This window comes from Stenotrophomonas sp. YJH_SMC_46 (assembly GCF_059370315.1).
In genome coordinates, this window is the sequence record NZ_JCAFTO010000001.1 from 101,532 (window position 1) to 123,280 (window position 21,749).

General features: G+C 65.8%; 27 protein-coding genes. 10 read left to right on the top strand and 17 right to left on the bottom strand.

Annotation, left to right across the window (positions count from 1 at the left end; translation table 11 throughout):
- Window positions 1-4 precede the first annotated feature (4 nt).
- Window positions 5-2,656 (bottom strand): excinuclease ABC subunit UvrA, encoded by a 2,652-nt coding sequence (locus AC5P8C_RS00530; RefSeq protein WP_495218197.1) that lies wholly within the window; start codon window positions 2,654-2,656, stop codon window positions 5-7.
- Between the two features lie 177 nt (window positions 2,657-2,833).
- Here AC5P8C_RS00530 and AC5P8C_RS00535 point away from each other — a divergent pair, with 177 nt between their 5' ends.
- The 3 genes from AC5P8C_RS00535 (at window position 2,834) to AC5P8C_RS00545 (ending at window position 3,908) form a co-directional block, all read left to right on the top strand.
- On the top strand, window positions 2,834-3,112 hold the full coding sequence (locus AC5P8C_RS00535; RefSeq protein ID WP_495218198.1) for a hypothetical protein: 279 nt from the start codon (window positions 2,834-2,836) through the stop codon (window positions 3,110-3,112).
- A 122-nt stretch (window positions 3,113-3,234) separates the two neighbouring features.
- Complete coding sequence (locus tag AC5P8C_RS00540; protein WP_019659705.1) at window positions 3,235-3,489, top strand: hypothetical protein; 255 nt, start codon at window positions 3,235-3,237, stop codon at window positions 3,487-3,489.
- Window positions 3,486-3,908 carry a low affinity iron permease family protein gene (locus AC5P8C_RS00545; protein ID WP_495218199.1) on the top strand — a complete coding sequence of 141 codons (423 nt, stop codon included), beginning with the start codon at window positions 3,486-3,488 and terminating at the stop codon, window positions 3,906-3,908. Before AC5P8C_RS00540 ends, AC5P8C_RS00545 begins: the two co-directional genes overlap by 4 nt.
- Window positions 3,909-3,938: 30 nt before the next feature.
- On the opposite strand, the gene AC5P8C_RS00550 is transcribed toward AC5P8C_RS00545, so the two are convergent.
- Window positions 3,939-5,429, bottom strand: a complete 1,491-nt coding sequence (locus AC5P8C_RS00550) for an FAD-dependent oxidoreductase (protein WP_495218381.1) — start codon at window positions 5,427-5,429, stop codon at window positions 3,939-3,941.
- A 224-nt stretch (window positions 5,430-5,653) separates the two neighbouring features.
- On the opposite strand from AC5P8C_RS00550, the gene AC5P8C_RS00555 reads away from it, so the two are divergent.
- Entirely contained in the window at window positions 5,654-5,974 is a 321-nt protein-coding gene (locus AC5P8C_RS00555; protein WP_233652830.1) for a hypothetical protein, read from the top strand.
- Here the strand turns inward: AC5P8C_RS00555 and ligD are convergent.
- The gene (gene ligD, locus AC5P8C_RS00560) at window positions 5,892-8,441 is read right to left on the bottom strand and encodes a DNA ligase D (RefSeq protein WP_495218382.1); all 2,550 of its coding nucleotides are present in this window, start codon (window positions 8,439-8,441) and stop codon (window positions 5,892-5,894) included. The two genes, AC5P8C_RS00555 and ligD, sit on opposite strands and share 83 nt — an antisense overlap.
- Window positions 8,442-8,454: 13 nt before the next feature.
- The gene (locus AC5P8C_RS00565) at window positions 8,455-8,631 is read right to left on the bottom strand and encodes a DUF3606 domain-containing protein (RefSeq protein WP_019659710.1); all 177 of its coding nucleotides are present in this window, start codon (window positions 8,629-8,631) and stop codon (window positions 8,455-8,457) included.
- A gap of 248 nt (window positions 8,632-8,879) precedes the next feature.
- Here AC5P8C_RS00565 and AC5P8C_RS00570 point away from each other — a divergent pair, with 248 nt between their 5' ends.
- On the top strand, window positions 8,880-9,377 hold the full coding sequence (locus AC5P8C_RS00570; protein WP_019659711.1) for a YciE/YciF ferroxidase family protein: 498 nt from the start codon (window positions 8,880-8,882) through the stop codon (window positions 9,375-9,377).
- A gap of 39 nt (window positions 9,378-9,416) precedes the next feature.
- Here AC5P8C_RS00570 and AC5P8C_RS00575 read toward each other — a convergent pair whose 3' ends face one another.
- Genes AC5P8C_RS00575 through AC5P8C_RS00585 form a run of 3 tightly spaced genes read right to left on the bottom strand, consistent with a single transcriptional unit; the run spans window position 9,417 to window position 11,375 of the window.
- Window positions 9,417-10,151 carry a DNA-formamidopyrimidine glycosylase family protein gene (locus AC5P8C_RS00575; RefSeq protein WP_233652828.1) on the bottom strand — a complete coding sequence of 245 codons (735 nt, stop codon included), beginning with the start codon at window positions 10,149-10,151 and terminating at the stop codon, window positions 9,417-9,419.
- The gene (locus AC5P8C_RS00580) at window positions 10,144-10,911 is read right to left on the bottom strand and encodes a DUF72 domain-containing protein (RefSeq protein WP_134734839.1); all 768 of its coding nucleotides are present in this window, start codon (window positions 10,909-10,911) and stop codon (window positions 10,144-10,146) included. Before AC5P8C_RS00580 ends, AC5P8C_RS00575 begins: the two co-directional genes overlap by 8 nt.
- Complete coding sequence (locus AC5P8C_RS00585) at window positions 10,908-11,375, bottom strand: BLUF domain-containing protein (protein WP_019659714.1); 468 nt, start codon at window positions 11,373-11,375, stop codon at window positions 10,908-10,910. Before AC5P8C_RS00585 ends, AC5P8C_RS00580 begins: the two co-directional genes overlap by 4 nt.
- Window positions 11,376-11,678: 303 nt before the next feature.
- Between AC5P8C_RS00585 and AC5P8C_RS00590 the strand changes: the two genes are divergently transcribed.
- Complete coding sequence (locus AC5P8C_RS00590) at window positions 11,679-12,002, top strand: KGG domain-containing protein (protein ID WP_495218200.1); 324 nt, start codon at window positions 11,679-11,681, stop codon at window positions 12,000-12,002.
- A gap of 121 nt (window positions 12,003-12,123) precedes the next feature.
- On the opposite strand, the gene AC5P8C_RS00595 is transcribed toward AC5P8C_RS00590, so the two are convergent.
- The 3 genes from AC5P8C_RS00595 to AC5P8C_RS00605 form a co-directional block, all read right to left on the bottom strand.
- Window positions 12,124-13,032 (bottom strand): manganese catalase family protein, encoded by a 909-nt coding sequence (locus AC5P8C_RS00595; protein WP_019659716.1) that lies wholly within the window; start codon window positions 13,030-13,032, stop codon window positions 12,124-12,126.
- A gap of 39 nt (window positions 13,033-13,071) precedes the next feature.
- Window positions 13,072-13,593, bottom strand: coding sequence for a ferritin-like domain-containing protein (locus AC5P8C_RS00600; RefSeq protein ID WP_019659717.1), 522 nt, complete (start codon window positions 13,591-13,593; stop codon window positions 13,072-13,074).
- A gap of 156 nt (window positions 13,594-13,749) precedes the next feature.
- Window positions 13,750-14,166, bottom strand: coding sequence for a hypothetical protein (locus tag AC5P8C_RS00605; RefSeq protein ID WP_495218201.1), 417 nt, complete (start codon window positions 14,164-14,166; stop codon window positions 13,750-13,752).
- A 132-nt stretch (window positions 14,167-14,298) separates the two neighbouring features.
- On the opposite strand from AC5P8C_RS00605, the gene AC5P8C_RS00610 reads away from it, so the two are divergent.
- On the top strand, window positions 14,299-14,691 hold the full coding sequence (locus AC5P8C_RS00610; protein ID WP_026346987.1) for a response regulator: 393 nt from the start codon (window positions 14,299-14,301) through the stop codon (window positions 14,689-14,691).
- 13 nt (window positions 14,692-14,704) lie between these two features.
- Here AC5P8C_RS00610 and AC5P8C_RS00615 read toward each other — a convergent pair whose 3' ends face one another.
- The 3 genes from AC5P8C_RS00615 to AC5P8C_RS00625 form a co-directional block, all read right to left on the bottom strand.
- A complete protein-coding gene (locus AC5P8C_RS00615) occupies window positions 14,705-15,103 on the bottom strand; it encodes a BLUF domain-containing protein (RefSeq protein ID WP_026346988.1) in 399 nt (132 codons plus the stop codon).
- 285 nt (window positions 15,104-15,388) lie between these two features.
- A complete protein-coding gene (locus tag AC5P8C_RS00620; RefSeq protein ID WP_019659721.1) occupies window positions 15,389-15,886 on the bottom strand; it encodes a hypothetical protein in 498 nt (165 codons plus the stop codon).
- 10 nt (window positions 15,887-15,896) lie between these two features.
- The gene (locus AC5P8C_RS00625) at window positions 15,897-17,060 is read right to left on the bottom strand and encodes a zinc-dependent alcohol dehydrogenase (protein ID WP_495218202.1); all 1,164 of its coding nucleotides are present in this window, start codon (window positions 17,058-17,060) and stop codon (window positions 15,897-15,899) included.
- Window positions 17,061-17,209: 149 nt separating this feature from the next.
- Here AC5P8C_RS00625 and AC5P8C_RS00630 point away from each other — a divergent pair, with 149 nt between their 5' ends.
- The 3 genes from AC5P8C_RS00630 to AC5P8C_RS00640 all read left to right on the top strand — a co-directional run bounded on the left by AC5P8C_RS00630 (window position 17,210) and on the right by AC5P8C_RS00640 (window position 18,690).
- Window positions 17,210-17,398, top strand: coding sequence for a hypothetical protein (locus AC5P8C_RS00630; protein WP_495218203.1), 189 nt, complete (start codon window positions 17,210-17,212; stop codon window positions 17,396-17,398).
- A 98-nt stretch (window positions 17,399-17,496) separates the two neighbouring features.
- Window positions 17,497-18,135 carry a DUF6766 family protein gene (locus AC5P8C_RS00635; RefSeq protein ID WP_233652825.1) on the top strand — a complete coding sequence of 213 codons (639 nt, stop codon included), beginning with the start codon at window positions 17,497-17,499 and terminating at the stop codon, window positions 18,133-18,135.
- Between the two features lie 3 nt (window positions 18,136-18,138).
- On the top strand, window positions 18,139-18,690 hold the full coding sequence (locus AC5P8C_RS00640) for a cysteine hydrolase family protein (protein WP_019659724.1): 552 nt from the start codon (window positions 18,139-18,141) through the stop codon (window positions 18,688-18,690).
- A gap of 25 nt (window positions 18,691-18,715) precedes the next feature.
- Here the strand turns inward: AC5P8C_RS00640 and AC5P8C_RS00645 are convergent, their stop codons facing one another.
- From AC5P8C_RS00645 to AC5P8C_RS00660, 4 genes are all read right to left on the bottom strand, one after another.
- Window positions 18,716-18,949 carry a metallothionein gene (locus AC5P8C_RS00645; protein WP_495218205.1) on the bottom strand — a complete coding sequence of 78 codons (234 nt, stop codon included), beginning with the start codon at window positions 18,947-18,949 and terminating at the stop codon, window positions 18,716-18,718.
- A 260-nt stretch (window positions 18,950-19,209) separates the two neighbouring features.
- A complete protein-coding gene (locus AC5P8C_RS00650) occupies window positions 19,210-19,659 on the bottom strand; it encodes a BLUF domain-containing protein (protein ID WP_495218206.1) in 450 nt (149 codons plus the stop codon).
- 210 nt (window positions 19,660-19,869) lie between these two features.
- Window positions 19,870-20,715, bottom strand: a complete 846-nt coding sequence (locus tag AC5P8C_RS00655) for an aldose epimerase family protein (RefSeq protein WP_495218207.1) — start codon at window positions 20,713-20,715, stop codon at window positions 19,870-19,872.
- Window positions 20,705-21,742: a glycoside hydrolase family 43 protein gene (locus AC5P8C_RS00660; protein WP_495218208.1), complete on the bottom strand. Its 1,038-nt coding sequence runs from the start codon at window positions 21,740-21,742 to the stop codon at window positions 20,705-20,707. The genes AC5P8C_RS00655 and AC5P8C_RS00660 overlap by 11 nt, the downstream gene beginning before the upstream one ends.
- Window positions 21,743-21,749: the final 7 nt, after the last annotated feature.

Consider the following 21,749-nt stretch of genomic DNA (forward strand, 5'->3'; position numbering starts at 1 on the left):
GGCGTCAGCTGGCCAGCCCCAGCTCGCGCGCAAGGAACGGCGCAGTCCTGCTTCGCTTGGCGCGGGCCACCTGTTGCGGCGTGCCCTTCGCCACGATGGTGCCACCCGCGCCGCCTGCACCTGGCCCGACATCAATCACCCAGTCCGCCTGTGCGACAGAACGCATGTCGTGCTCGATCATCACCACGGTGTTGCCAGCCTCCACCAGCCGTTGCAGCTGCGCCAGCAACCTGTCCGCGTCCGATGCATGAAGGCCGGTGGTGGGCTCATCCAGCACATACAGCGTGCGCCCGCGCTGGCTGCGCTGCAGCTCTGTGGCCAACTTGATGCGTTGCGCCTCGCCACCTGAAAGTTCGGTGGCTGGCTGGCCCAGCCGCAGGTAGCCCAGGCCGATCTCCTGCAGCAGCTGCAGCGGGCGGGCGATGGCCTCTTCTCCGGCGAAGAACGCATGGGCCTGGTCCACCGTCATCTGCAGGACCTCGGCAATGTTGCGGCCGTTCCACTGCACCCTCAGCGTGGCTTCGTTGTAGCGGGCGCCGTGGCAGGTGGGGCATGGTGCATAGACGCTGGGCATGAACAGCAGTTCGACGCTGACGAAGCCCTCGCCTTCGCAGGTTTCGCATCGGCCCTTGGCCACGTTGAACGAAAAGCGGCCCGCGTTGAATCGGCGGCGGCGCGCGTCGGGTGTCGCGGCGAACAGCTTCCGCACGTGGTCGAACAAGCCCGTGTAGGTAGCCAGGTTGGAGCGTGGCGTGCGGCCGATGGGCTTCTGGTCTACCTGCACCACGCGCTGGATGGCATCCACATCGCCAGCAAGCTGGCCCCGAGTGGCTTCGATCACGGTGGGTCCATCCGTGGGCGCGCTGTCGGCGCTGTCGTCTACCGTCTCGTGCCCCAGGTGCAGCAGCATCAGCTCAGGCAGCGCCTGCGCCATCAGGCTGGACTTGCCCGATCCGGAAATGCCGGTCACTGCGGTCAGCAGCCCCAGCGGTACCTGCGCGTCCACACCGTGCAGGTTGTGGCGATGGATGCCTTTCAGCGCCAGCCAGCAGTTGGCACTGCGCTGCCGGCTGGCTGGCGCAGGCACCTGGTCGAACAGGTACTGCGCCGTGCGCGAATCCTGAACGTTGCGCAGGCCATCCGGCTGGCCACTGTAGAGAACGCGTCCGCCATGCTCTCCTGCCTGCGGGCCCACATCCACCAGCCACTGCGCGCGGCGCATCAGCTCCAGATCATGTTCAACGACAAACACCGAGTTACCGCCGTCGCGCAGCCGTTCCAGCGCGTCGTACAGCGCCTGGCTGTCGGCCGGATGCAGGCCGGCCGAGGGTTCGTCGAGTACGTACAGCACGCCGAACAGCAACGAGCTGAGCTGGGTGGCCAAGCGCAGGCGCTGCAGCTCGCCGGCCGACAGCGTGGGCGTGGCGCGATCCAGCGAGAGATAGCCCAGGCCGAGCGCGCGCAGTTGCCCCACCCGCGCCATTACCCCACCCGCCAGGCGTTGTGCCGCCAAGCGCTTTTCCTCCGACAAGGCTGAGGTCAGGCGCACGTCGGGGGCGCCTTCGTGGGTCGCGCGGCCACTTGCTGCCCGCTTGGCGCGATCGCGGGGCGTTGCACGCCTGCTGGAACGCGCGCCGTGGCTGTGTGCACTGAAGTCGCCCCGCGCGATGGGCTCGAGCAACACCGCCAGCTGGTCCAGCGGCAGCCGCAGGAACTCGCCGATGTCCACGCCTGCGAAGGTGACCGAGAGCGCTTCCGGTTTCAGGCGCTTTCCGTTGCAGGCGGGGCACAGCCTGCCTTCCATGTAGCGCGACACACGCTTGCGCATCAGCGCGCTCTGGGTGTTGGCAAAAGTGTGCAGCACGTAGTGGCGTGCGCCGGTGTACGTGCCCATGTAGCTGGGCTCCAGCTTGCGCTTGAGCGCGGCGCGGGTCTCGGCGGGCGTGAAGCCGGCATAGACCGGCACGGTCGGGGTTTCCTCAGTGAACAGGATCCAGTCGCGGTCCTTCTTCGGCAGCTTCTTCCACGGCACATCGATGTCGTAGCCCAGCGTGACCAGAATGTCGCGCAGGTTCTGGCCATGCCATGCCGGTGGCCAGGAGGCGATGGCGCGCTCGCGGATGCTCAGCGATGGGTCCGGCACCATCAGCGCTTCGGTCACCTCGTAGACGTGCCCCAGGCCGTGGCAGGTGCTGCAGGCACCCTGTGGGGTGTTGGGCGAGAAGTCTTCGGCGTACAGCATGGGCTGGTGGGCCGGGTAGGCCCCTGCCCGCGAGTACATCATGCGCACCAGGCTGGACAACGTCGTCACGCTGCCCACCGATGAGCGCGCATTGCTGGCACCGCGTTGCTGCTGCAGGGCGACCGCCGGTGGCAGCCCGTCAATGGCATCCACGTCGGGCACGCCGGCCTGATCGATCAGGCGTCGCGCGTAGGGCGCGACGGATTCGAAGTAGCGCCGCTGCGCCTCGGCGAAGACCGTGCCGAAGGCCAGCGAGGACTTGCCGGACCCCGACACGCCGGAGAACACCACCAGTGCATTGCGTGGAATGGAGACATCGACATTCTTCAGGTTGTGCTCGCGCGCACCGCGGACCTCGATGCAGCCGCTGGCTGCGGCAGCACATGACGACTCGCCAAAGGGAGTGTTGGACATCTCAGCATTCCTGCAATCGGTGGGCGGATCGCGCATGGTGCGCCCGCGGAGCCATTGTCGCCGCTGCGGAGTGAATGGCGCGAGGGCGCCGGAGGCGGGATGTTGTCTTCACCTCCCCTTCGTACGGCGTTGCCCAGCCAGGGGCTAGCGTGGGGTGCCCACACATCGGAGGCCCTCATGCACCCCGACGTACTTGGCTGGGCCGCCACGGCGGTGCTGATGGCAACCCTGATCCGGCAGATGGTGAAGCAGTGGCAGTCGTCCCACCCGGAAGCCGTATCCAGGTGGCTGTTCGCGGGCCAGATGACCGCTTCTGCGCTGTTCACGGTGTACAGCGCGATGCTGGGGACCGTGGTCTTCGTGGTGACCAATGCGATGCTGCTGTTGACGGCGGTGGTGGGCCAGGTGATGGCGTGGCGCCGCTGCGGCCGACGCCGGGCTCCTCCACCCTGCTGATTGTTAACGCGTGTTGCCCGAAGGTTTACATCACGTTGCCCCACTCTTGATGGGGCCGCTCACAGCGCACTCCTATGCTGGGCCCGCCACCTGAGGGGTGGTGATCAACCTGGAGATGCACCATGCAACGCGACCAGAAAGACCTTCCCCATCCGGACCAGGAGGCACAGCGCCCCGATCCTGTCAGTCCGCTGCAGGCGAGGCTGCACAACCGCCGCAATCATGACGAGGCGCTGCAGGAAACCTTCCCCGCCAGTGACCCGATCTCCCCCTTCGTCGCTGCGCCAACGCCGGAAGAGCAGGACAAGCGCCTCGGGGAGCGCGTCAAACTGCCAGACCGACACACGGATGAGGAGGCCGCGGGAGGTGACCAGTGATCCGGCGCGGTTTCGCTCGTGTCGCGGCCGCGACGGCGCGATTGTCCGGCAGTCTGGGGGCATTCGTCGCAGCGCTGGGGGTGATCATCGCCTGGGCTGCCAGCGGGCCGGCCTTCCACTTCAATGACACGTGGCAGCTGGTGGTGAATACGGGAACGACCATCGTGACCTTCCTGATGGTGTTCCTGATCCAGCATACGCAGAACGCCGATACCGCTGCGCTGCACATCAAGCTGGACGAACTGATCCGCGTGAGCAAGGACGCCAACCAGGAGTTGTTGAACCTGGAGTCGATGGAGCCGGCCCATCTTGAAGAGATACGCCAGCGTTACGAGGCACTGGCCAAGACCGCTGCAGACATCAAGTGCAAGAAGGAGCGCTGCATGCCCAGCGATGCGGACGCGGCCGCCGAAGCCTGAGGTCGCGGCTCCGGCGGCTACCTGCGCCTATCACGGTTCTGGTGTGAGGCCCTGCCTGGCAGGGCCTTCCAGCAGCGCTCCGGTGGCCGAAAAGCGGCTGCCGTGGCAAGGGCAGTCCCATGTGCGCTCATGGCCGTTCCATTGAACAACGCACTTCAGGTGCGGGCAGAGCGCCGACATGGTGTGCAGGCGCCCGCCCTCGTCGCGGTAGACCGCAGTGCGCTTTCCATCCACGTCCAGCAGTGCGCCGCAACCACGGGCCAGCTCACTGGGCGAGCGCGAGGGCGCCGTGGCAAGCCGATCTCCCACCATGTGCCGCGCCACCGTGGCGTTGGTGCGGGCCCAACCAGAGGCCGAGCGCACCGGGGTGAATCGCATGGGGCTGAGCAGCTGCTCGATCTCGCTGGCCGTGCCGATGATTCCCTCGGTGATCGCGCGCGCGGCCACGCCTGCCCAGGTCAAACCGTCCGGCCCATAGCCGGTAGCGACCCACACATTATCGTGCGCGCTGCTGCCGATATAGGGGAGCTGGTCGGCGGGCCGGAATTGCTGCGCCGACCAGCACAGCGGCCCGCCCTGCACGTTGAAGTTGCGGCGCGCGTCGGCGAGCAGATGTCGGGCCGGATCCACCGCTGGCGTTTCCCCGGTGCGATGTGTTTCGCCAACCAGCACAAGCCAGTCGCGGCCATCAGCGCCGTGTACCCCGCGCAGTGAGCGCTGCCGGTCGGCGATCCAGTGAATGCCGGCCGCAGGTGGGTTGGCAACCTGTACCGCCATCCCGTACTCGCGGTACACCTCCATCTCGGCCTGCACCAGGTTGAAGCCTGCGGGCGAATGCGTAGCCAGCACGAACTGCCTGGCCTGTATACGGGCGCCATCGGCTGTCGCAACGCCGGCGGATGCCTCGATGCTGCTGATCCGGGTCCAGTCGTGGATGCGCACGCGACCGGCCAGATGAGCCGCCAGTTGCCTGCAGAACGCCGCCGGATCCAACTGCGCCTGGTCGGGAACACGGAAAGCGTGGCCCAATGCAAACGGCAGCCCGGACTGCCGGTGTTCGCACTGCAGGCCGACGCGCTGATAGGCCTGCAGCTCACGCTCGAACTGCGCGGTGACCTCGCGGGTGCGCTCCTGCACACCGTACTGCATGACCACGCGTTCGAAGCCACAGCGCAGATCATAGCGATGAACCAGGGTTTCGATGGACCGCAGCGCCTGCTGCCGCCACTGTACGACACGGCTGGCCGTGTCACCGCCCCAACGGGAGACCAGATCGGCCAGCCGGGAGACGGGCGCGTAAAGATTGCCGGTGGACATCACCGTGTTGCGCCCACCGATGGGCCCCGCATCGACCACCAGCACATCCAGCCCGGCATCGGCCAGGCGGGCCGCTGTCAACAGGCCGGTCATGCCGGCGCCAACCACCAGCACGTCCGCCCGCGTGGTTCCGGCAAGTGGGCGAAAGCTGTTCGAATCGCTATCACGGGACCATAGGCTGGCGCGCAGTAACGGGTCGGTCATGAAATGCACCCTTGCAGAGTCAGCTGGAAGCCTTCCCTGATACGCCGCCGGGGGTGAAACAGCCGTGGTGCGGCCGTGCAGAAAATCCTCACACACGTAGCCGTAGCGATGCCGAGCAGGGGGTGGGTGAACATCGCGTAGACGGCACGCCTGCGTCCGCTGTGCGGCCCACAACACCCTCCTTGCGGTGCGGTTGCCAGCTTGCCCGGAAGGCGGAACCCGCAGTGAGCACGCACCTGGAGCTCGACCTGATCATCGCGCAACTGGAGGAAATGCTGCCGGAATGGGCGGCGCTCTACCCCGAGCAGCAGTTCATGCGCATGCTCGCCGAAGCGCTGGACTACATTGCTGCCAGTGCGGACCCGGAGGCCCGGCTGTACTGCGTGATGCGCACCGGGCACCTCCATCTGTGCAGCGGAGAGATTCCGTGGCCGGCGGGCTATGGAGGCCCCTGGCCGTTTGCTACGGGTCTGACTGCGCCCATCGCGCGAGATTCTGTTTCACTTGCCCGATGCCGGCCCACGGATCCTTGCGGCGTCGTTTGAGCTTTGCCGGCACATCCTTGATCGTGAACCCGTCGGCGCGCTTGAGTTTTGACAGATCACTCCATGCAATCGGCAGCGCCACCGGTGCCCCCGGCCTGGCCCGCAGCGAGTAGGACGCGACCGCCGTTGCACCGCGCCCATTGCGCAGGTAGTCGACGAAGATCCGCTTGTTGCGCAGGCTTTTGGTGGCCGTTGCCACGAACCGCTGGGGCTCGGATTGCGCCAGCGCTTCGGCGAAGCCTCTGGCGAAGCGCTTGGTCAGGTCCCAATCACATCCCGGATCGAGCGGCACGACCACGTGCAGGCCCTTGCCGCCGGATACCCGCAGGAACGACTCCAGTTCCAGCTGCGCCAGCAGTTTGCGGATGTCGGTGGCCGCTTTCCTGACCTCGGCAAAGGGAACGCCGGGTCCTGGATCCAGATCGAACACCACCCGGTCGGCCTTGTCGGACGTTTCGGCGTGGCTGCCCCACGGGTGGAATTCCAATGCGTTGAACTGCACCAGTTCCAGCAGGCTGGCCGGGTCACGCACCACCAGGTAATGCGCGTTTACCCCGCTTTCTTCCTTGAGCTTTACTGCGTCGACCAGCTCCAGCCCGGCCGTATGGTGTTTCTGGAAGAAGCAGGGCTTTGTGGCGCCACTGGGGCATCGGATGATCGAGAGCGGGCGGTCAATCACCTCGGGAAGCAGGTGCTCCATCACTGCCGTGTAGTAATCCCACACGTCCTGCTTGGTGTAACCGTCGCCGGGGAACAGGATCTTGCCCGGCGAGGACAGCGATGGCGGCGCGCGATCCGCCACCGGTGCCAGCCTGGTCTTGCGCGCAGGCCGCGGGGGTGCCGGTGCGCGCGCCGCCGCCAGGGCCGTTCCAGCGCGATCGGAATCGGCGAGGTCAGCGATATCCTTGTCCGCGCGCACTGCCTTCAGCGACGCCTGGCGCAACAGCTTCTGCCCGCCGATCCCGCGGTAGAAGACCTCCACCACGAATCGCGGCTCGAACCAGGTCGCAGCGCGCAGGTCGGTGTCCTGGGTGGGCACGTACGCGGTTGGCTTGCGGCCGCCACCGCCCTTGATGCGCTTGCTGATGTCGCCGATCAGCTCGTCCGAGAACCCGGACCCCACCCGGCCGGCGTAAAGCCAGCCGTGCTCCGCATCTGGACGGGCCAGCAGCAGCGCGCCGAAGCCGGCACGGCTGCCTTTGGGTGCGGTGTAGCCCACCACCGCAAACTCGTCGCTGGCCAGCTGTTTGGTCTTGCGCCAGTCATCACTGCGGCCGCTGTGGTAGCTGCCGTCGGCGCGCTTGGAAATGATGCCTTCGAAATGCTGCTCACCGGCCAGGCGATAGGCCTCGTCGCCATCGCCCTGCACATGGGAACTGAACGCCAACGGGCTGCCCTGCCCTTCCAGCAAGGACTGCAGCAAGGCCTTGCGCTCCAGGAGCGGCGCATCGGCGACGTCCACGCCATCAAGATGCAGCAGATCAAACAGGGCATACGTCAGCACGCCCTGGCGCTCGCCGGAGAGCGTGGCCTGCAGCAGGTTGAAGTCCTCCTTGGTGCCGGCGCCGGCGATGAGCTCACCGTCCAGTGCGGCTGAAGTCAGGCCCAGCGCCGCCACCGCGTCACGTATCTCGGGGATCTTGCCGGTCCATTCCAGTGCATTCCGGGACCACAGCTGCACCTTGCCCTTGGCGACCGTGGCGAGGATGCGGTACCCGTCCCACTTGATCTCGTGGACCCACTGCTCGCCCTGGGGCGGCGCGTCTCCCAGCTTGGCCAACTGCGGTTCGAATGGACCGGACGGCGCTGCGGCCTTTCTTGCCTTGCTGAGCGCCAGCGCCTTCTTCGCCCAGTTCGTTCGTCGGATGCGCTTGACGGGTACCACGGTGAGCCGCTTCTTCGCGCTCTTGCCGGCCCCGGCCCGCTTCAGATCCTCCGCTGGCGCTTCAGCGACATCCGCCAGCAGATCGTCTGCCTCGATGTCGCTGGCGAATTCGTCGTCATCCTTGAACAGCAGCCACTGCGGTTGGCGCGCCGGCTTCCCGGAGCGGACCAGATGCCATCCGCCCTTCAGTTTGGCGCCGAACAGTTCGAAGCGCAGATGGCCCTTGGCGAGCTGGGCTTCCGGGTCGCCCTGCGTCGCCCACACGCCATGGTCGAACTGGGCCACATGGCCACCGCCGTACTGGCCTTTGGGGATTTCGCCTTCGAAGGCCGCATAGTCGACAGGATGATCTTCCACCTCCACCGCCATGCGCTTGACCTTCGGGTCGTAACTGGGCCCCTTGGGCACGGCCCAACTCTTCAGCGCGTCCCCTACCTGAAGGCGGAAGTCATAGTGCCTCCGGCTGGCATGGTGCAGCTGCACCACGAAAATGGCGCGTTGCCCTTTCGGTAGCGCCTTGCCCGGCTCGGGCTCCTTGGTCTTGTCAAAACTGCGCTTGCGGCGGTACTCGACCAGGGACATGGGCAACTCCGCGCTATTTTCCCAGATGCTTACGGACAGCAACGACGGTGGGTCCGACCGCCGCCACAGCAGCACGAAGTTCCTTGGCGGACACGCCCAGCGTGGTGGTCCAGTACTGCAGCTCGTAATCTTCGTTGACGTTGATGCGATCCCGGTCCGGGCGGCCGGTCTTCTGCTTGTCATCGCTCATGGGAGTCTCCGCGCGTGGTCGGGCGTGAAGTGACCGTACCGCCCGGTGCATGGGCACGAGGCGATGCCATTGTGAAGCCATGGCGAAGGCCTGGCGGCACCGGCGCCAACCCGCAGTGGCGGATCCCGCATCGTGAAGGGCACGCGCACGGTTCGCGTGGACCTTCACATGCCGCCTTCACCTGGCACCTGCCTGATCGCAACCGGGAAGACCCTACGCTGATCGCTCCACTCACTGCGGAGCCCAGTATGGCTATCAAGACGGCGGAAGACCTGTTCATCCACGAACTCTCGGATATCTACAGCGCCGAGAAGCAGCTGACCAAGGCCCTCCCACGCCTGGCCCGTGCGGCCGAGAATCCGGACTTGGCCACGGCGTTTGAGACGCACCTGGAAGAGACCCAGGGCCAGATCGAACGCATCGACCAGGTTGTCGAGATCCTGGGCATTCGCCTGAAGCGCATCAAGTGCGCGGCGATGGAGGGCCTGGTGGAGGAAGGCAAGGAAGTGATCGACAGCATCGACAAGGGCCCTGTGCGGGATGCTGCGCTGATCGGCGGCGCGCAGAAGGTCGAGCATTACGAGATTGCGTCCTACGGGACCATTGCCGCGCTGGCCAAGCAGCTGGGCTACAAGGACGCCCTGCCGCTGCTGCTGGAGACGCTTGAGGAAGAGAAGGCCACCGACGAAAAGCTGACCCTGCTGGCCAAGGGCGGCGGCAACGCCAAGGCCGCGCAGGCCGCCTGATCGGCGCGCCTTGGAACCCGGCTGCCACGGACGGCGGCCTCAGTGCCTGTAAAGCACCTGATCATTGGGGCAGAAGAACGTGCGCCGCCGCGTGGTCCCCATGTAGAGCTTGCTGATTGGGCCACCGCACAGGGGACAGACCTTCTTCGTGTGCACCTGCCAATGCTTCTTCAGCTCGAAGCGCCGCTTCCATTCCAGGAAGTCGAAGCTGTAGGCGCGCGCCTGTTCGATCAGCGCGGTAAGCCTGCGTGGCGGCAGGTCGCCCAAGCGGGTGGCGGGGTGCACGCCTATACGGAACAGCACCTCGTTCTTGATGATGTTGCCCACGCCGGCAAAGACCGTCTGGTCCAGAAGCGCATCGCAGACCATGACTTCCGGCATTGCCTTCAGCTTGCGCCGGGCCAGCTTCGGATCCCAGGCATCGTTCATCACGTCCGCGCGCCAGTCGTAGACGTCGTCCAACGGCTCGTCGATCAGCCGCACGGAACACGCATAGAAGTTCAGCTCGCCATTGTCGAACAGCAGGGATACACGCGCCGGGGTTGGCTTCCGTTCGTCGATGCGCCAGCTGCCGAACATCATCAGATGGATGCGCAGTGTGTGGCGGCTGAATTCCAGCAGGAAGTGCTTGCCCCAACTGTGGACCGCCTTGACCCTTCGGCCCTGCAGCGGCGACAGGTCGATGCGGCTGTTTCCGGAGACGGTGCGGACCACGTGCCCTTTGAAATGGCTAGTGGCTTCGCGCAGCAGTACGATGGAAGGACCTTCAGGCATGGGCGTTCTCCTGCAGCAGCGCCTGCAGGCGCAGTGCGTTGCCGGTGGCATGGCCCAGTGCTGTATTGTCCAGTACGAACCAGGCAGGCCGTTGCGCATCAGCTTCGCGCCGCAGCCCTTGCGCCAGTTCCGCCAGGGCCTGTTCGCTGTACGCACTGCGATAGATCTGCGGCTGGCCGTGCCAGCGCCAGTAGCTCCACGCACGATCACCGCCGGGAACCGCTGCCGCCGGCACACGTGCCGGATCTGCGGCTACCCGTGCAACACCATGCGCGCTCAGCAGCGCATCCACGTCCGCCGTGAACCAACTCGGATGCCGCGGCTCGCACGCTACATCGGCCTGCGTGCGCGCGCGCAGGCCCCGCAGGAAGGCTTCGGCCGTGGCCGTGTCGTACACCAGGCTGGGCGGCAGCTGCAGCAGCAACGGACCGAGCTTTCCACCCAGCTCCAGCACGCCCTCAAGGAACTGTTCGAGCGGCTGCATTGCATCGCGCAGCCGACGCTCATGGCTGATCTCGCGCGGGAGTTTCACCGCGAACCGGAAGCCCTCCGGAACGCTCGCCGCCCATCGCGCGTAAGTCCTGGGCTGGTGCGGTCGATAGAAGGAAGAGTTGATCTCCACCATCGACAGGCGTGTGGCATAGCGCTGCAGTAGGCTGTCGCCCGCGCCGAACGCTTCCTGATCCGCCCGCGGCAGCGACCATCCCGCACAACCGACGCGTGGTGGGCCGGACGCAACCGGGGCGGCTGTGGCCTTCATCGTGCCAGCTGCCCGTCTGGTTCGATGATGCCACCCGCGCTTGCTTCCGTCTGCGATTGCGAAACCGACAGTAGTCGATCCAGGGCACTGGTGCCCGACTGCAGCGCCGACGCGCTGCGCACGAATCCGGTCCAGTCGGAAATGGCGATCTTTCCCAGCGCGAGCTCATCCACCCGCACGCTGCGCATCCGCCAGCGCGGAAACTGTCGGCGCCCCACCCTGCCCCGGTTCAGTTCGACGATTCCGCTGTGGCTGCTTGCAGCCAGAATGCGCGTGTACACCGCCTTGACCCCTGCCTCCGGGCCTTCCAGGTACTGCAGGAAGCGCGAGCCATCGAACAGCAATGTGCCGGTGACATCGGCGGACTCGTTGAACTGCACCGCCTCCGCCACGAGTTGCTGCAGCCGCTGTTCCGTCAGGTTGCGGGAGGCTTCACTTACATAGGCAATCGCTCTGAAGGGCATGGCACCACCGGTTGTTGCAGACCGCTCTACCTTAGCCACACCGATCGTACGCGCGGTGAGACCGGTGTGGAGGCTGCGTCGAACTGTGGCGTGTACCTTCCGCATCGCGTTGACGCACGGTTGGGCCGCGGAACGTGTGTCTGCCACTGTGCGCACGCGTGCAGGGATGTTCGTGGAGGCCGGATGAGGAATCAGAGCCTTCCGGATGACGCGACGTTGGCGGTCGTGCCACCGCCGTCTAGCGCCGGATCTGGAAGATGGTCGCTGCCGCCAATGAGGCGGCTGAGCCCAAGGAGACTTTCCATGGCCAACCAGAACCAGAACCAGGGCACCAGCAACCGCGGTTTCGCTTCGATGGACGAGGACAAGCAGCGCGAGATCGCCGCCAAGGGTGGACGTGCCGCGCACGAGTCAGGCAACGCCCATGAATTTAGCTCGGAAGAAGCACGCGAAGCCGGCCGCAAGGGCGGCGAAGCAGTGAGCCAGGACCGCCAGCACATGGCTGACATCGGCCGCGAAGGCGGCCAGAACAGTCGCCGTGGTGGCAACCAGGGCGGCAACCAGGGCGGCGGGCAGCAACAGCAGGAACGCGGCGGCGGCAACAACCGCGGTGGCCAGCAGCGCTGATCGGCGCTGAAACCCGTTGCATCCCTTCGTGGGCGGACGTGATGTCCGCCCACTTTTGTACGCCCCACGCGGCTCAGGGGCGTTGCAACCGGAGCGCCGCGAACGGGCGCCCCGGCTTCTTTCACGGCTCGCGTGGCGGCAGGTCCAGTGCACCTGCACCCGGGCCTGCCCCCAGCTCGGCCCCGGTGGCCGGCCGCGCTTCCGGGTCGGAGAGTGTGCGCAGGGTCATGGCCTGCACCGCAGCTTGTTCGCGCGGGTCCAGGTCCACCGTGCCGCCGCCGTCGCCACCATCCACAGCGGCCTGTGCGTCGCGGTCGCTGACCCGCTCCCAGAGCTCGCCGCTGTTCCAGCTGCCCTGCAGATCGTCGGCGCCGTCACCCTGCGACATGTCCATGTACAGATCGGTGAACGCCGGATCCCCCGGCAGCTTGCCCGGTGGGAAGTTGGGCTGGATGCTGTGCAACGCTTTCTCGAACGACTTCATGTGCGCGATCTCGCGGGTCATCAGGAAGCGCAGCGCATCCTTGATGCCCGGGTCGTCGGTAACGTTGATCAGGCGCTCATACACCAGCTTGGCGCGCGCTTCGGCCGCGATGTTCGAGCGCAGGTCGGCGGTGGGGTCGCCGATCGAGTCGATGTAGGCGGCTGTCCACGGCACCCCGCTGGAATTGACCAGCGCGGGGCCTCCGCCGTACAGGATCTGTTCGGTGTGGCTGGTGCTGTTCTGGCCCAGCAGCCGCATGTCCTCGGCCTCGGCAAGCCCTTCGGACTGGATCGCCTTGGGCCCACGGTTGAGCATGGCGATGATGGTGCCGATGATCTCCAGATGACTGATCTCCTCGGTGGCGATGTCCATCAACAGGTCCTTGCGCCCGGGATCGCATTCGCCAAGTCCCTGGGTGAAGTAGCGCATCGCGGCGGCCAACTCGCCCTGTGGGCCGCCGAACTGTTCAAGCATGAGGCTGGCGAGCTGCGGGTTGGATTCGCGGACGCGCACGGTATACATCAGTTTCTTGTGATGAAAGAACATGAGGGCTTCTCCGGTGGCTGGTGTGGGCTGGCTTAGGGGTCAACGCTTGGCTTGGGCGCCGGGCGTTTCGTCACGGTTGAGGAACGCTCCGACCAGCCCGTCCTGGTGGTCCTCCAGCCAGCGCGCCATGGCAACCTCTTCCTGCAGGATCTGGCCGCACACCGCCGCAATGTCGGGCGCGCCGGCGCGCTCGGCAGCGATCACCAGCGCCCTGTACGTGGCGATCTCGGTGTTCTCGAAGCCGAATGAAAGGCCCACGCTCTTGACCACCTCGTCCTCCATCAGCGTGTTGCCGGCGGCGTGGATGGCGGCGGTCATGCTCGCGAACAATCCCTTCGCGGTGGGCACGCTTCCTCCCAGCGCCTCAATGCACTGCCGCAGTGAGGCAGACTGCCCCTGCGTCTCCTGGACGTGCTGGCTGATGCGTGCGGCAAGCTGGGGATAGTTCTCGATCCGCGAAGCCATGGCCTTCATCATGGTCTCCGCTTCCTGTTCCATGGCGTAGGCGTCCTGCAGCCACTTCAGCAGGCGCTCGCTTCGGGCGGTGTTCTGGTCTGCCATCTCGATCTCCGGTGCGGGGCGACATGCCTCCGGAGACCATCGTGGAGCGAGCGCAATCACCGCGTTGTCGGGCGATGTGAGCCGCCGCAGGTTGGCATTGCACGCAGCGCTGATGCAGCGATAACATCCGCACCCCGGACTGGACCCGGGGCGCCCTCAGGTCGCCAGGGCGCTCGATGCGACCGCGCCCGCCCTGGGGCCCCAGGGGCGGGTGTTCGAAGCGCCCCCGCCGTCCGCCGCCATCACGGCCTGCATCACGCGGTGTTGAGCGCGGTGCCCACCCCCGTCCACGCCCACGACATAGACAAAACGGCCATCAAATTTGGCCTGTGCGCCTTCAAGGGCATCGTCGGCCTGCAATGCCCGCTTCAGCGACTTCATCCATGTCCGTTCAGGCGTACGGTCCAGTTCCACGACAATGGCGGCGCCGCCACAATCGAGCGGCATGCACTCGATACGCAGCACGCCTGGAGAGGCCGCTTCGTTTCCGGATAGAGGCATGACAGAAACTCCGATACAGGGGTCGGCGGCAGTATCCACAGCGCATGCCAAGAAGCCGTCAACGAAATCCATAAGGCCCTCCACGCCTCCTCCACGAGGTTGGTCACGCGCGCAAGGCTTCGCGCCGGACTGACAATGCGCACGCAGGATCTTGATGCAGCACAGCAGAAACTCGTGTTCCCAGGACAACACAGGCATGTACGCATGCAATCCGCAATGAGCCAGCGCAGATGCAACCTGCTGCTGGTGGAAGACCAACTCGACCTGGCCGCACTCATGGAGCACGCCCTTGAGGACGTCGGTGATCAGGTGACGCATGCCTACAGCGTGTTCGACGCTCTCGGGCTGCTGGACACCCAGCGATTCGACGGCGCCGTGCTCGATGTCGAACTTCGCGACGGTGTGGTCTTTCCCGTCGCTGATCGCCTGGCAGAACTCGGCATCCCCTACCTGTTCGTCTCTGCGGTCTACGACCAGTTGGTGCCGCAGCGCCACCGGCGCGCAGCCTTCGTTGCCAAACCGTTCCATGTGAGTCAATTGCAGGACACGGTTCGGCGCGTGCTGGGCGATACCTGCGCGCAGCCGCCCCCGCATTGAATCCATGCAACCGTCACCCCAGGTGCGGGGCTACCACCAGGCCCAGCTGGCGCAGCGCGCCACCACGGGAGAGGCCATCCCAGTTGCCGTGCGCGACGCTGCGGATCTCGGAGGCCTCAACCCACAGCAATCGCATCGACCAATAGGGAAAGAACCTGCCGGAAACCCTGCCGCGGCCCAGTTCGATCAGCTCGCGATGGCTGCGGGCACTGAGAATGCGGCTGTACACCACGTTGATGCTGTCTTCCGGCCCCTCGATGTACTGCAGGAAGCGGAGCCCGTCATAAAGAAGCACACCCGTAACGCCGGCTTCAAGGTTGAAGCGGGCGGTGGCCCTGGCGAGGTCATCCACATGGTCCATGGAAAGCCCCGATGTCGCCTCACTTGCGTAGGCGACTGCACGGAGGGGCACATTCGTTCCTTCTGGCGCAGGAAAAAATTTCCTGCACTTCAATGATCGCCGCGCTGATGTAGGCAGGGATGAGGTGTTCAATCGCCGGGCTACCAGTGCCCTCCCCGAGCTGCACGCTGCGATAACGCGTCGGCAGGCGGGAGCTTCTGCGCTCCCGCGCCGAGCGGTTCAGCGCCAACAGCGTTCACGGCTGTAGATGGTAATGGGCGCAGGCGCCGGCGGCCACATCACTCGGCTGGAAGCGTGGCCTGCCCATGAATACCCTGTGCGGTGATCCTCACCCGGTCAGCGCGGGCGCCTCGCTCTCGCCCTCACGCACTGGAGAAGCTCCCACAGCCAAGGCAGCACCACCAGGCCAGACGCCGGCAGCAGGACCCACCACCAGATCCCGGGTGCTGCCGGTTCCACACTGAGCGACCATCGAGGATGGGCCTGCCAGGCCACCCAGGCCAACAGGACCCACGGCGCGGCATCCAGCACACTGTGCACATGCTGCTCCGCCGGACTGATGCGTCTGCGGCCGTCTGCGCTGACGGTGTCCAGGTAGCCGGCGATTGCGTGAGCAATGACCAGAAGCGCCAGGAGCGTGACCAGCGACAACGTGTTTTCCAGCAGCAGCCACGCCAGCACGCCGCTGCCGATCAGAAGTAGCTGCACCCCATGCAACAGGCTTTCGCGCATCGCGGAGGTGTGTGGAAGGTCGGTCCGGCGGTGAAAATGGAAGTCCAGCGAACCGGCCACCAACCACAGTGTGTACACACAGCCCACGACAATCGCACTCATGGCGCCACGCTCACGGTGTCAGAACGATCTTGCGGCAGTCGTCATCCTTGGCATCAAACATCGCATAGCCCTGCGCTGCATTGGCCAGGCGCATCCGGTGCGAGATGATGTCACCCGGATCCAGCTTTCCTTCCAAGATGGCGTCGAGCAGCTCCGGCATCAGTCCCTGCACGTGGGTCTGCCCCATCTTGAACGTCAAGCCCTTGTCGAACGCGTCACCCAGCAGGAAACCGTGGATGAAGCCGGCATAGACACCAGGGATGCTGACAACGCCGCCGCGGCGGGCCGCGGCGATGCACTGCCGGATCGCCACCCCGCTGCTGCCTTCCAGTTTCACGGCGGTCAGCGCTGACTCCAGCGCACTCCCTTCGGCCTCGAAGCCTACGGCCTCGATGCAGGCGTCTGCGCCCCGCCCGCTGGTCTGGGTCAGGATGTAATCGGCCGGGTCCTCGATCTCCCTGAAGTCGATGGGGGTCACCCCGTAGGCGCGACGCGCGTAGTCAAGGCGGTAGCGAAGATGGTCCACCATGAAGATGGTCTCGGCCCCCAGCAGCCGGCAGCATGCTGCGCTCATCAGCCCCACCGGCCCGGCACCGAAGATGGCCACCGTCGAGCCGGGCTTGACCCCAGCGTTCAGCGCGGCCTGGTAGCCGGTGGGCAGGATGTCCGAAAGGAACAGAACCTGCTCGTCGGCCACGCCTTCCGGGATGCGCAGCGGGCCTACATTCGCCTTCGGCACGCGTACGAATTCGGCCTGCCCGCCGGCCACGCCGCCATACAGATGGCTGTAGCCGAACAATGCGGCCGGAGGCAGTATGCCCTTCTGGTTCAGTGCGGCGCCCTTGCCCGGATTGGTGGTCTCGCAGGCGGCATACTCGGCCAGCCGGCAGTGGAAGCACTCGCCACAGGCAATCACAAACGGAATCACCACGCGATCACCGGGTTTCACCTGGGTCACGCCGCTGCCGACCTCTTCCACCACGCCCATGAATTCGTGGCCCAGCACATCGCCATCGTGCAGGTCAGGAATCTTGCCCCGGTACAGGTGCAGGTCCGAACCACAGATGGCGGTGGCGGTCACCCTCAGGATCAGATCATCCTCGGCCGCCAGCACCGGGTCCGGCACGGTCTCGACGCGCACATCCCTGCGGCCGTGATAGGTCAATGCCTGCATCGCGGTTCTCCAGAAAGATCGGAACACCAGCATCGCAGGGCAGTCCCCCCGCTGCGGTGACATCCGGGTGTGCGCGGCGTTCATTCCGCGGCGCCGTGGCGTTAACCCGGCGCGGTGCAGGCTTCAGGTTCTCGCCGCAGGAGCTGCTCATGAACGACAAGTTGCCTTTCAATCCAACCACGGACGTGGACGATCAGTCGAAGGCCCACACGCCGGACAAACGTCGCAACGACCAGGCCAGGTGGAAGGACCACGACATGCCCGACGATGGGGACGGCCCCAAGGCGGTACCTGAAGACTACGAGCGGCAGGATCCTGACCCGACAGGCAAGCGTTGAGCCCGCCTCACATCCTCGATGCGCAGTGATCACGAGCCCTGCCCTCTTGCCCGCGCATGCTTCGGCACGGTCTCTGGAACAGCTGATCGAGGTGTTGCATGTGGAAACGCAACGGTCTCTCGCTGGTGCTGCTTGCACTCACCGTCGTGTTCATCGTTGGGCAGGCAGTTGCGGGGCAACATGTCCACAACCAGGAGTTGACGCAGCACGGGCGCGCGCCGATCGATCTATGGCACTACCTGGCGACCGGCCACTTCGTCAGCGCCACATTCGAGAACTGGGAGAGCGAATTCCTGCAGATGGGCATGTATGTTCTCCTGACCGTCACCCTTCGCCAGCGTGGCTCGGCTGAATCGCGGCCGTTGGATCCTGCACAGGAGCAGAGCCGCGTCGAGCCAGGACCTACGCCCTGGCCGGTGAGGCGTGGCGGCGTCTGGAAGGTGGTGTACGGTCATTCGCTTGCAATCGCCTTCGGGCTGTTGTTCCTGTTGAGCTTCACGCTGCATGCGTTGGGAAGCTGGCGAGCCGAGCAAGCCGAGCAGCTGTTGCGGGGCCTGCCCGCACCCGGCTTCCTGCAGCACCTGGCCAGCAGCACATTCTGGTTTGAATCGATGCAGAACTGGCAGAGCGAATTTCTCGCCGTGCTGTCCCTGGTTGTACTGACGATCTTCCTGCGCCAGAAGGATTCACCGCAGTCCAAGCCGGTCGAGGCCCCGCACGCACAGACAGGTGATTGAGCCATGGGACAGGATCCATCGACGGCCTTGCTGATCATCGACATGTTCAGCCGTTTCGACTTCCCCGGCGCGCAGGATCTTGCGCCCGTTGCGGAGCGGGCGGCCAGACAGATCCGGCGTTTGAGAGACCACTTCGATGACCGCAGGTGGCCGGTCATCTATGCCAATGACAATTTCTCCGACTGGAAGCGTGACTTCCGACAACAGGTTGCGCAGTGCAGGCGGGACGGGGGCGCAGCCGGGCGGATAGCCGAGCTGCTCTCGCCCCTGCCCGATCACTACTTTGTACTCAAGCCCAAGCACTCGGCGTTCCTCGCCACCCCGCTGCCGGTCCTGCTGGCCAAGTTGGGCGTGCGCCGACTTTGGCTCAGCGGGATGACAGCCGATTCGTGTGTGCTGGCAACCGCGTTGGACGCCAACGCCAGGGAGTTCGACGTCGTCCTGGCAAGGGAGGCCGTGGCGGGGATGCCGTCACAGAAACAGCGGGCAATGGCGCTGCTCGCCGATTCGGGGGCAGCCCGGGTGGCACGAATTGCTTCTCTGGTGCCGGCATGACCAGCGGGATGGAGCAGCATTCGGCTCAAGCCCGGTCTGCGACACCCTTTACACCGGCATGACCGGCGCAATGTGCGCAGCAGAAAATCCGGCCGTTTCCCTCGACACCGTGTCCGATGACGACGCAATCGCAGTGGGCGCAGCGCGGGGCGAACGCATGGATCGCGCATTCGAACGAATCGAACGTGCCGCTACGCCCGCCTCGCTGTACGGTGAAGCTCTTGTCGTAGTCGTTGCCGCAGACATCACAGGTAGCCATCGGGCACCTCCTGCTCTGGAAGGAGCCTGCAGTGTGGCCATCATGGATGTCGGCGGCAGTGAAAGCACCGTGTCACGACTGTGCAGGATCTTCACGCGGAGAGCGGCATGGCACCTGCCCTGCATCGTCCGTCCGGACCCGTCCAATGAACCGGCACGCCAGCATGATCTGCACGATGCAGTGATCGCGGGCAGTGCGGGTTGACTGGAAATGCAGGAGATGACTGCTCGCCCGTAGCGTACGTTGGCAATCCCCTTGCGTTATGCGGCAAGGGCGTACGGCTCCACCAGTCCCACCAGCAGATCCATTGCCGATTGCCCACCGGCCGACGTATCGCCACGCTGCACGAAGCCGACCCAGTCCGCGTGGGCCAGCGACTTCAACTGCCGGGGCTCTACCGCAAGCCAGCGCATCGGCCAGAACGGCAGGCGCCGGTTGCCCACCCTGCCCCGCTGCAGCTCCACCAGCCCTGCGTGGCTGGTTGCGCCCAGCACACGCGCGTACGCCACCCGCAACCCGTCCTCCGGTCCCTCCATGTACTGGAGAAACCGCCCGCCATCGAAGAGAAGCACGCCGGTAACGCCGGCGTCCCGGTTGAAACGTGCGGCGTTGTCGACCAGCTGGTCCAGCCTGTTGCCCTCCTTGCGCCCGTTGTCGCCCACAACAGTTGGGCTGGCTTCGCTGACGTATACCACTGCCCTGATAGGCATCGGTTGCTCCTGTGACGAATCCCCCCAGATTCCGATGGCCTCACCGTAGCCCATCCGAGGACCTGGGATGTTCCCATCGTGTGTATTCCGTGATCCGATCGCCACTATCCGACCAGCGGTGCACCTTTCCTCGGCGTGTTCAGGATCCGCAGCCGGTCGTCCTGCTGTGCCGGCACCGCAGGTTCGGGGAGACGCATGCCAGTGCCAGGCTCACGCCCTGTCCGCTGCCCACGCCAAGTCGAACGTCAACGCGAGGCGCTGGCCGGGCTCCAGCCGGTGCGGCGCCAGCGTGAAGCCGTCCGGCGGGCCGCTCTGCGGCTCCACACAGGTGGCGTGCGGCGTGCCGTCGTAGACCACCCAATGGTCGTGGTCCGAGCGCAGCCGCAGGTGCTGGCCTTCGCGTATCAGCGTGATGTCACTGTCGGCGATGAAGCAGTCATCCCAGGGACCGGTAGTGGGAGCCACACAGGGCAGCGTGGCAATACCTTCCCCGTCCCGCGGGTACATCGCACGAGGCGTGAACAGCAGCCCGTCAGGCTTCCGGAACCAGGGATGCCAGCCCAGCACCGCCGGCATCGCCTGCTCGCCGGCCTGTACCGAAAGGCGCATCTGCAGGGCGTGAGCCTGCAGCTGCAGGTCCAGCATGGCGATGCCACCGAAGGGCCAGTAGCCGTCGCGCGGTAACGCCAGCGACAACCTGGCTGCCGCCGCATCCAGCCGGTCGATCTGCCACGGTCGCGAGAAGCCCAACCCATGAATGGCGTGCCCGTTGAAGTTGAGCGGCAGCCGATGCGGCCTGCCGTCAAAGTGGAACGTTCCATGGCGGATGCGCCCCGCCCAGGGCACCATCGGGTAGCAGCCCCAGGCGATCGCAGCCACCCCGCCTTCCTGCGCATCCACCAGCCACTCCACGCCCCGGTAACGCAGGTGCGCCACGCGCCCGCCCGCCCCTGCGGCGAGCGCAACCTCCAGTCCGCCGCATCTCAGCCAGTGCAGTTCACCGGCCAGCAGCGGGGCCAGCGCATCATCCACCGGCAGCATGCGCTCAGGCCCCATACGGATTGATCGTGCGGATGCTTCCGTCCGGCTCCATGTGCAGCGGTGTGCACTTGGCCGAGCGCAGGTGGGTGATGCCGCCGGACATCAGTGCATCGTGATAGAACAGGTACCACTGCCCTTCGAACTGGCAGATGGAGTGGTGGGTGGTCCAACCGACCACGGGGGTGAGGATCACGCCAGCGTAGGTGAACGGGCCATACGGGCTGTCGCCGATGGCGTAGCACAGCTGGTGGGTGTTGCCAGTGGAGTACGACAGATAGTAGCGACCCTGATACCTGTGCAGCCACGGGCCTTCGAAGAAGCGGCGCGCATGGTCGTCCGCACGCAGCGGCTGGCCATGCTCATCCAGGATCTGCACTTCGCGGGTGGGTTCGGCCAGCTCGGTCATGCAGGCGTCCAGGCGGCCCACGCGCGGCCCCAGGGCCGGCGCGCTGCCCTCGGGTTCCTCGTGGGCCTCGCTGTACTGGTTGTCACGATACTTCTGCAGCTGCCCGCCCCAGATGCCGCCGAAGTACAGGTAGTGGCTGCCATCCTCGTCTTCGAACACGGCAGGGTCGATCGAGTACGCGCCCTTGATCGGCTCCGGCTGGGGCACGAACGGGCCCTCTGGCCGCGTGCCGATCGCCGCGCCGATGCGGAACCGGCCCTCGGCGTCCTTGGCCGGGAAGTACAGGTAGTAGCGGCCATCGCGGCAGGCGGCATCGGGGGCCCACATCTGTTTCCGCGCCCAGGGCACGTCGCGCACGTGCAGCGCCATGCCGCAATCCACGGCCGTGCTGTCGGGCGTATCCATCTTCAGCACATGGTAATCCTGCATGCCGAAGTGGCCACCTTCGTTGTCGAACGGCTGGCCACCGTCGATGTCGTGCGACGGATAGATGTACAGGCGCCCCTCGAACACGTGCGCCGAAGGGTCGGCGGTGTAGATGTGGGTCACCAGCGGTTGCGAAATGGCGTGTGCGGTGAGCTGCGCAAGACGGGCTTCGCTGGCCTGGCCGTCTTCGCCGGCATGGAGGTCGATCATGGTTGTC

What these genes read in the sequence shown, in the direction of transcription:
- AC5P8C_RS00640 (WP_019659724.1), top strand. Translation starts at nt 18,139, where the DNA reads ATGGGACAGGATCCATCGACGGCCTTGCTGATCATCGACATGTTCAGC.
- AC5P8C_RS00595 (WP_019659716.1), bottom strand. Translation starts at nt 13,032, where the DNA reads ATGTTCTTTCATCACAAGAAACTGATGTATACCGTGCGCGTCCGCGAA.
- AC5P8C_RS00580 (WP_134734839.1), bottom strand. Translation starts at nt 10,911, where the DNA reads ATGAAGGCCACAGCCGCCCCGGTTGCGTCCGGCCCACCACGCGTCGGT.
- AC5P8C_RS00610 (WP_026346987.1), top strand. Translation starts at nt 14,299, where the DNA reads ATGCAATCCGCAATGAGCCAGCGCAGATGCAACCTGCTGCTGGTGGAA.
- AC5P8C_RS00620 (WP_019659721.1), bottom strand. Translation starts at nt 15,886, where the DNA reads ATGAGTGCGATTGTCGTGGGCTGTGTGTACACACTGTGGTTGGTGGCC.
- AC5P8C_RS00605 (WP_495218201.1), bottom strand. Translation starts at nt 14,166, where the DNA reads ATGGATTTCGTTGACGGCTTCTTGGCATGCGCTGTGGATACTGCCGCC.
- AC5P8C_RS00570 (WP_019659711.1), top strand. Translation starts at nt 8,880, where the DNA reads ATGGCTATCAAGACGGCGGAAGACCTGTTCATCCACGAACTCTCGGAT.
- AC5P8C_RS00590 (WP_495218200.1), top strand. Translation starts at nt 11,679, where the DNA reads ATGGCCAACCAGAACCAGAACCAGGGCACCAGCAACCGCGGTTTCGCT.
- AC5P8C_RS00630 (WP_495218203.1), top strand. Translation starts at nt 17,210, where the DNA reads ATGAACGACAAGTTGCCTTTCAATCCAACCACGGACGTGGACGATCAG.
- AC5P8C_RS00565 (WP_019659710.1), bottom strand. Translation starts at nt 8,631, where the DNA reads ATGAGCGATGACAAGCAGAAGACCGGCCGCCCGGACCGGGATCGCATC.
- AC5P8C_RS00535 (WP_495218198.1), top strand. Translation starts at nt 2,834, where the DNA reads ATGCACCCCGACGTACTTGGCTGGGCCGCCACGGCGGTGCTGATGGCA.
- AC5P8C_RS00585 (WP_019659714.1), bottom strand. Translation starts at nt 11,375, where the DNA reads ATGCCCTTCAGAGCGATTGCCTATGTAAGTGAAGCCTCCCGCAACCTG.
- AC5P8C_RS00575 (WP_233652828.1), bottom strand. Translation starts at nt 10,151, where the DNA reads ATGCCTGAAGGTCCTTCCATCGTACTGCTGCGCGAAGCCACTAGCCAT.
- AC5P8C_RS00660 (WP_495218208.1), bottom strand. Translation starts at nt 21,742, where the DNA reads ATGATCGACCTCCATGCCGGCGAAGACGGCCAGGCCAGCGAAGCCCGT.
- AC5P8C_RS00625 (WP_495218202.1), bottom strand. Translation starts at nt 17,060, where the DNA reads ATGCAGGCATTGACCTATCACGGCCGCAGGGATGTGCGCGTCGAGACC.
- AC5P8C_RS00650 (WP_495218206.1), bottom strand. Translation starts at nt 19,659, where the DNA reads ATGCCTATCAGGGCAGTGGTATACGTCAGCGAAGCCAGCCCAACTGTT.
- AC5P8C_RS00635 (WP_233652825.1), top strand. Translation starts at nt 17,497, where the DNA reads ATGTGGAAACGCAACGGTCTCTCGCTGGTGCTGCTTGCACTCACCGTC.
- AC5P8C_RS00530 (WP_495218197.1), bottom strand. Translation starts at nt 2,656, where the DNA reads ATGTCCAACACTCCCTTTGGCGAGTCGTCATGTGCTGCCGCAGCCAGC.
- ligD (WP_495218382.1), bottom strand. Translation starts at nt 8,441, where the DNA reads ATGTCCCTGGTCGAGTACCGCCGCAAGCGCAGTTTTGACAAGACCAAG.
- AC5P8C_RS00655 (WP_495218207.1), bottom strand. Translation starts at nt 20,715, where the DNA reads ATGGGGCCTGAGCGCATGCTGCCGGTGGATGATGCGCTGGCCCCGCTG.
- AC5P8C_RS00645 (WP_495218205.1), bottom strand. Translation starts at nt 18,949, where the DNA reads ATGGCTACCTGTGATGTCTGCGGCAACGACTACGACAAGAGCTTCACC.
- AC5P8C_RS00540 (WP_019659705.1), top strand. Translation starts at nt 3,235, where the DNA reads ATGCAACGCGACCAGAAAGACCTTCCCCATCCGGACCAGGAGGCACAG.
- AC5P8C_RS00600 (WP_019659717.1), bottom strand. Translation starts at nt 13,593, where the DNA reads ATGGCAGACCAGAACACCGCCCGAAGCGAGCGCCTGCTGAAGTGGCTG.
- AC5P8C_RS00550 (WP_495218381.1), bottom strand. Translation starts at nt 5,429, where the DNA reads ATGACCGACCCGTTACTGCGCGCCAGCCTATGGTCCCGTGATAGCGAT.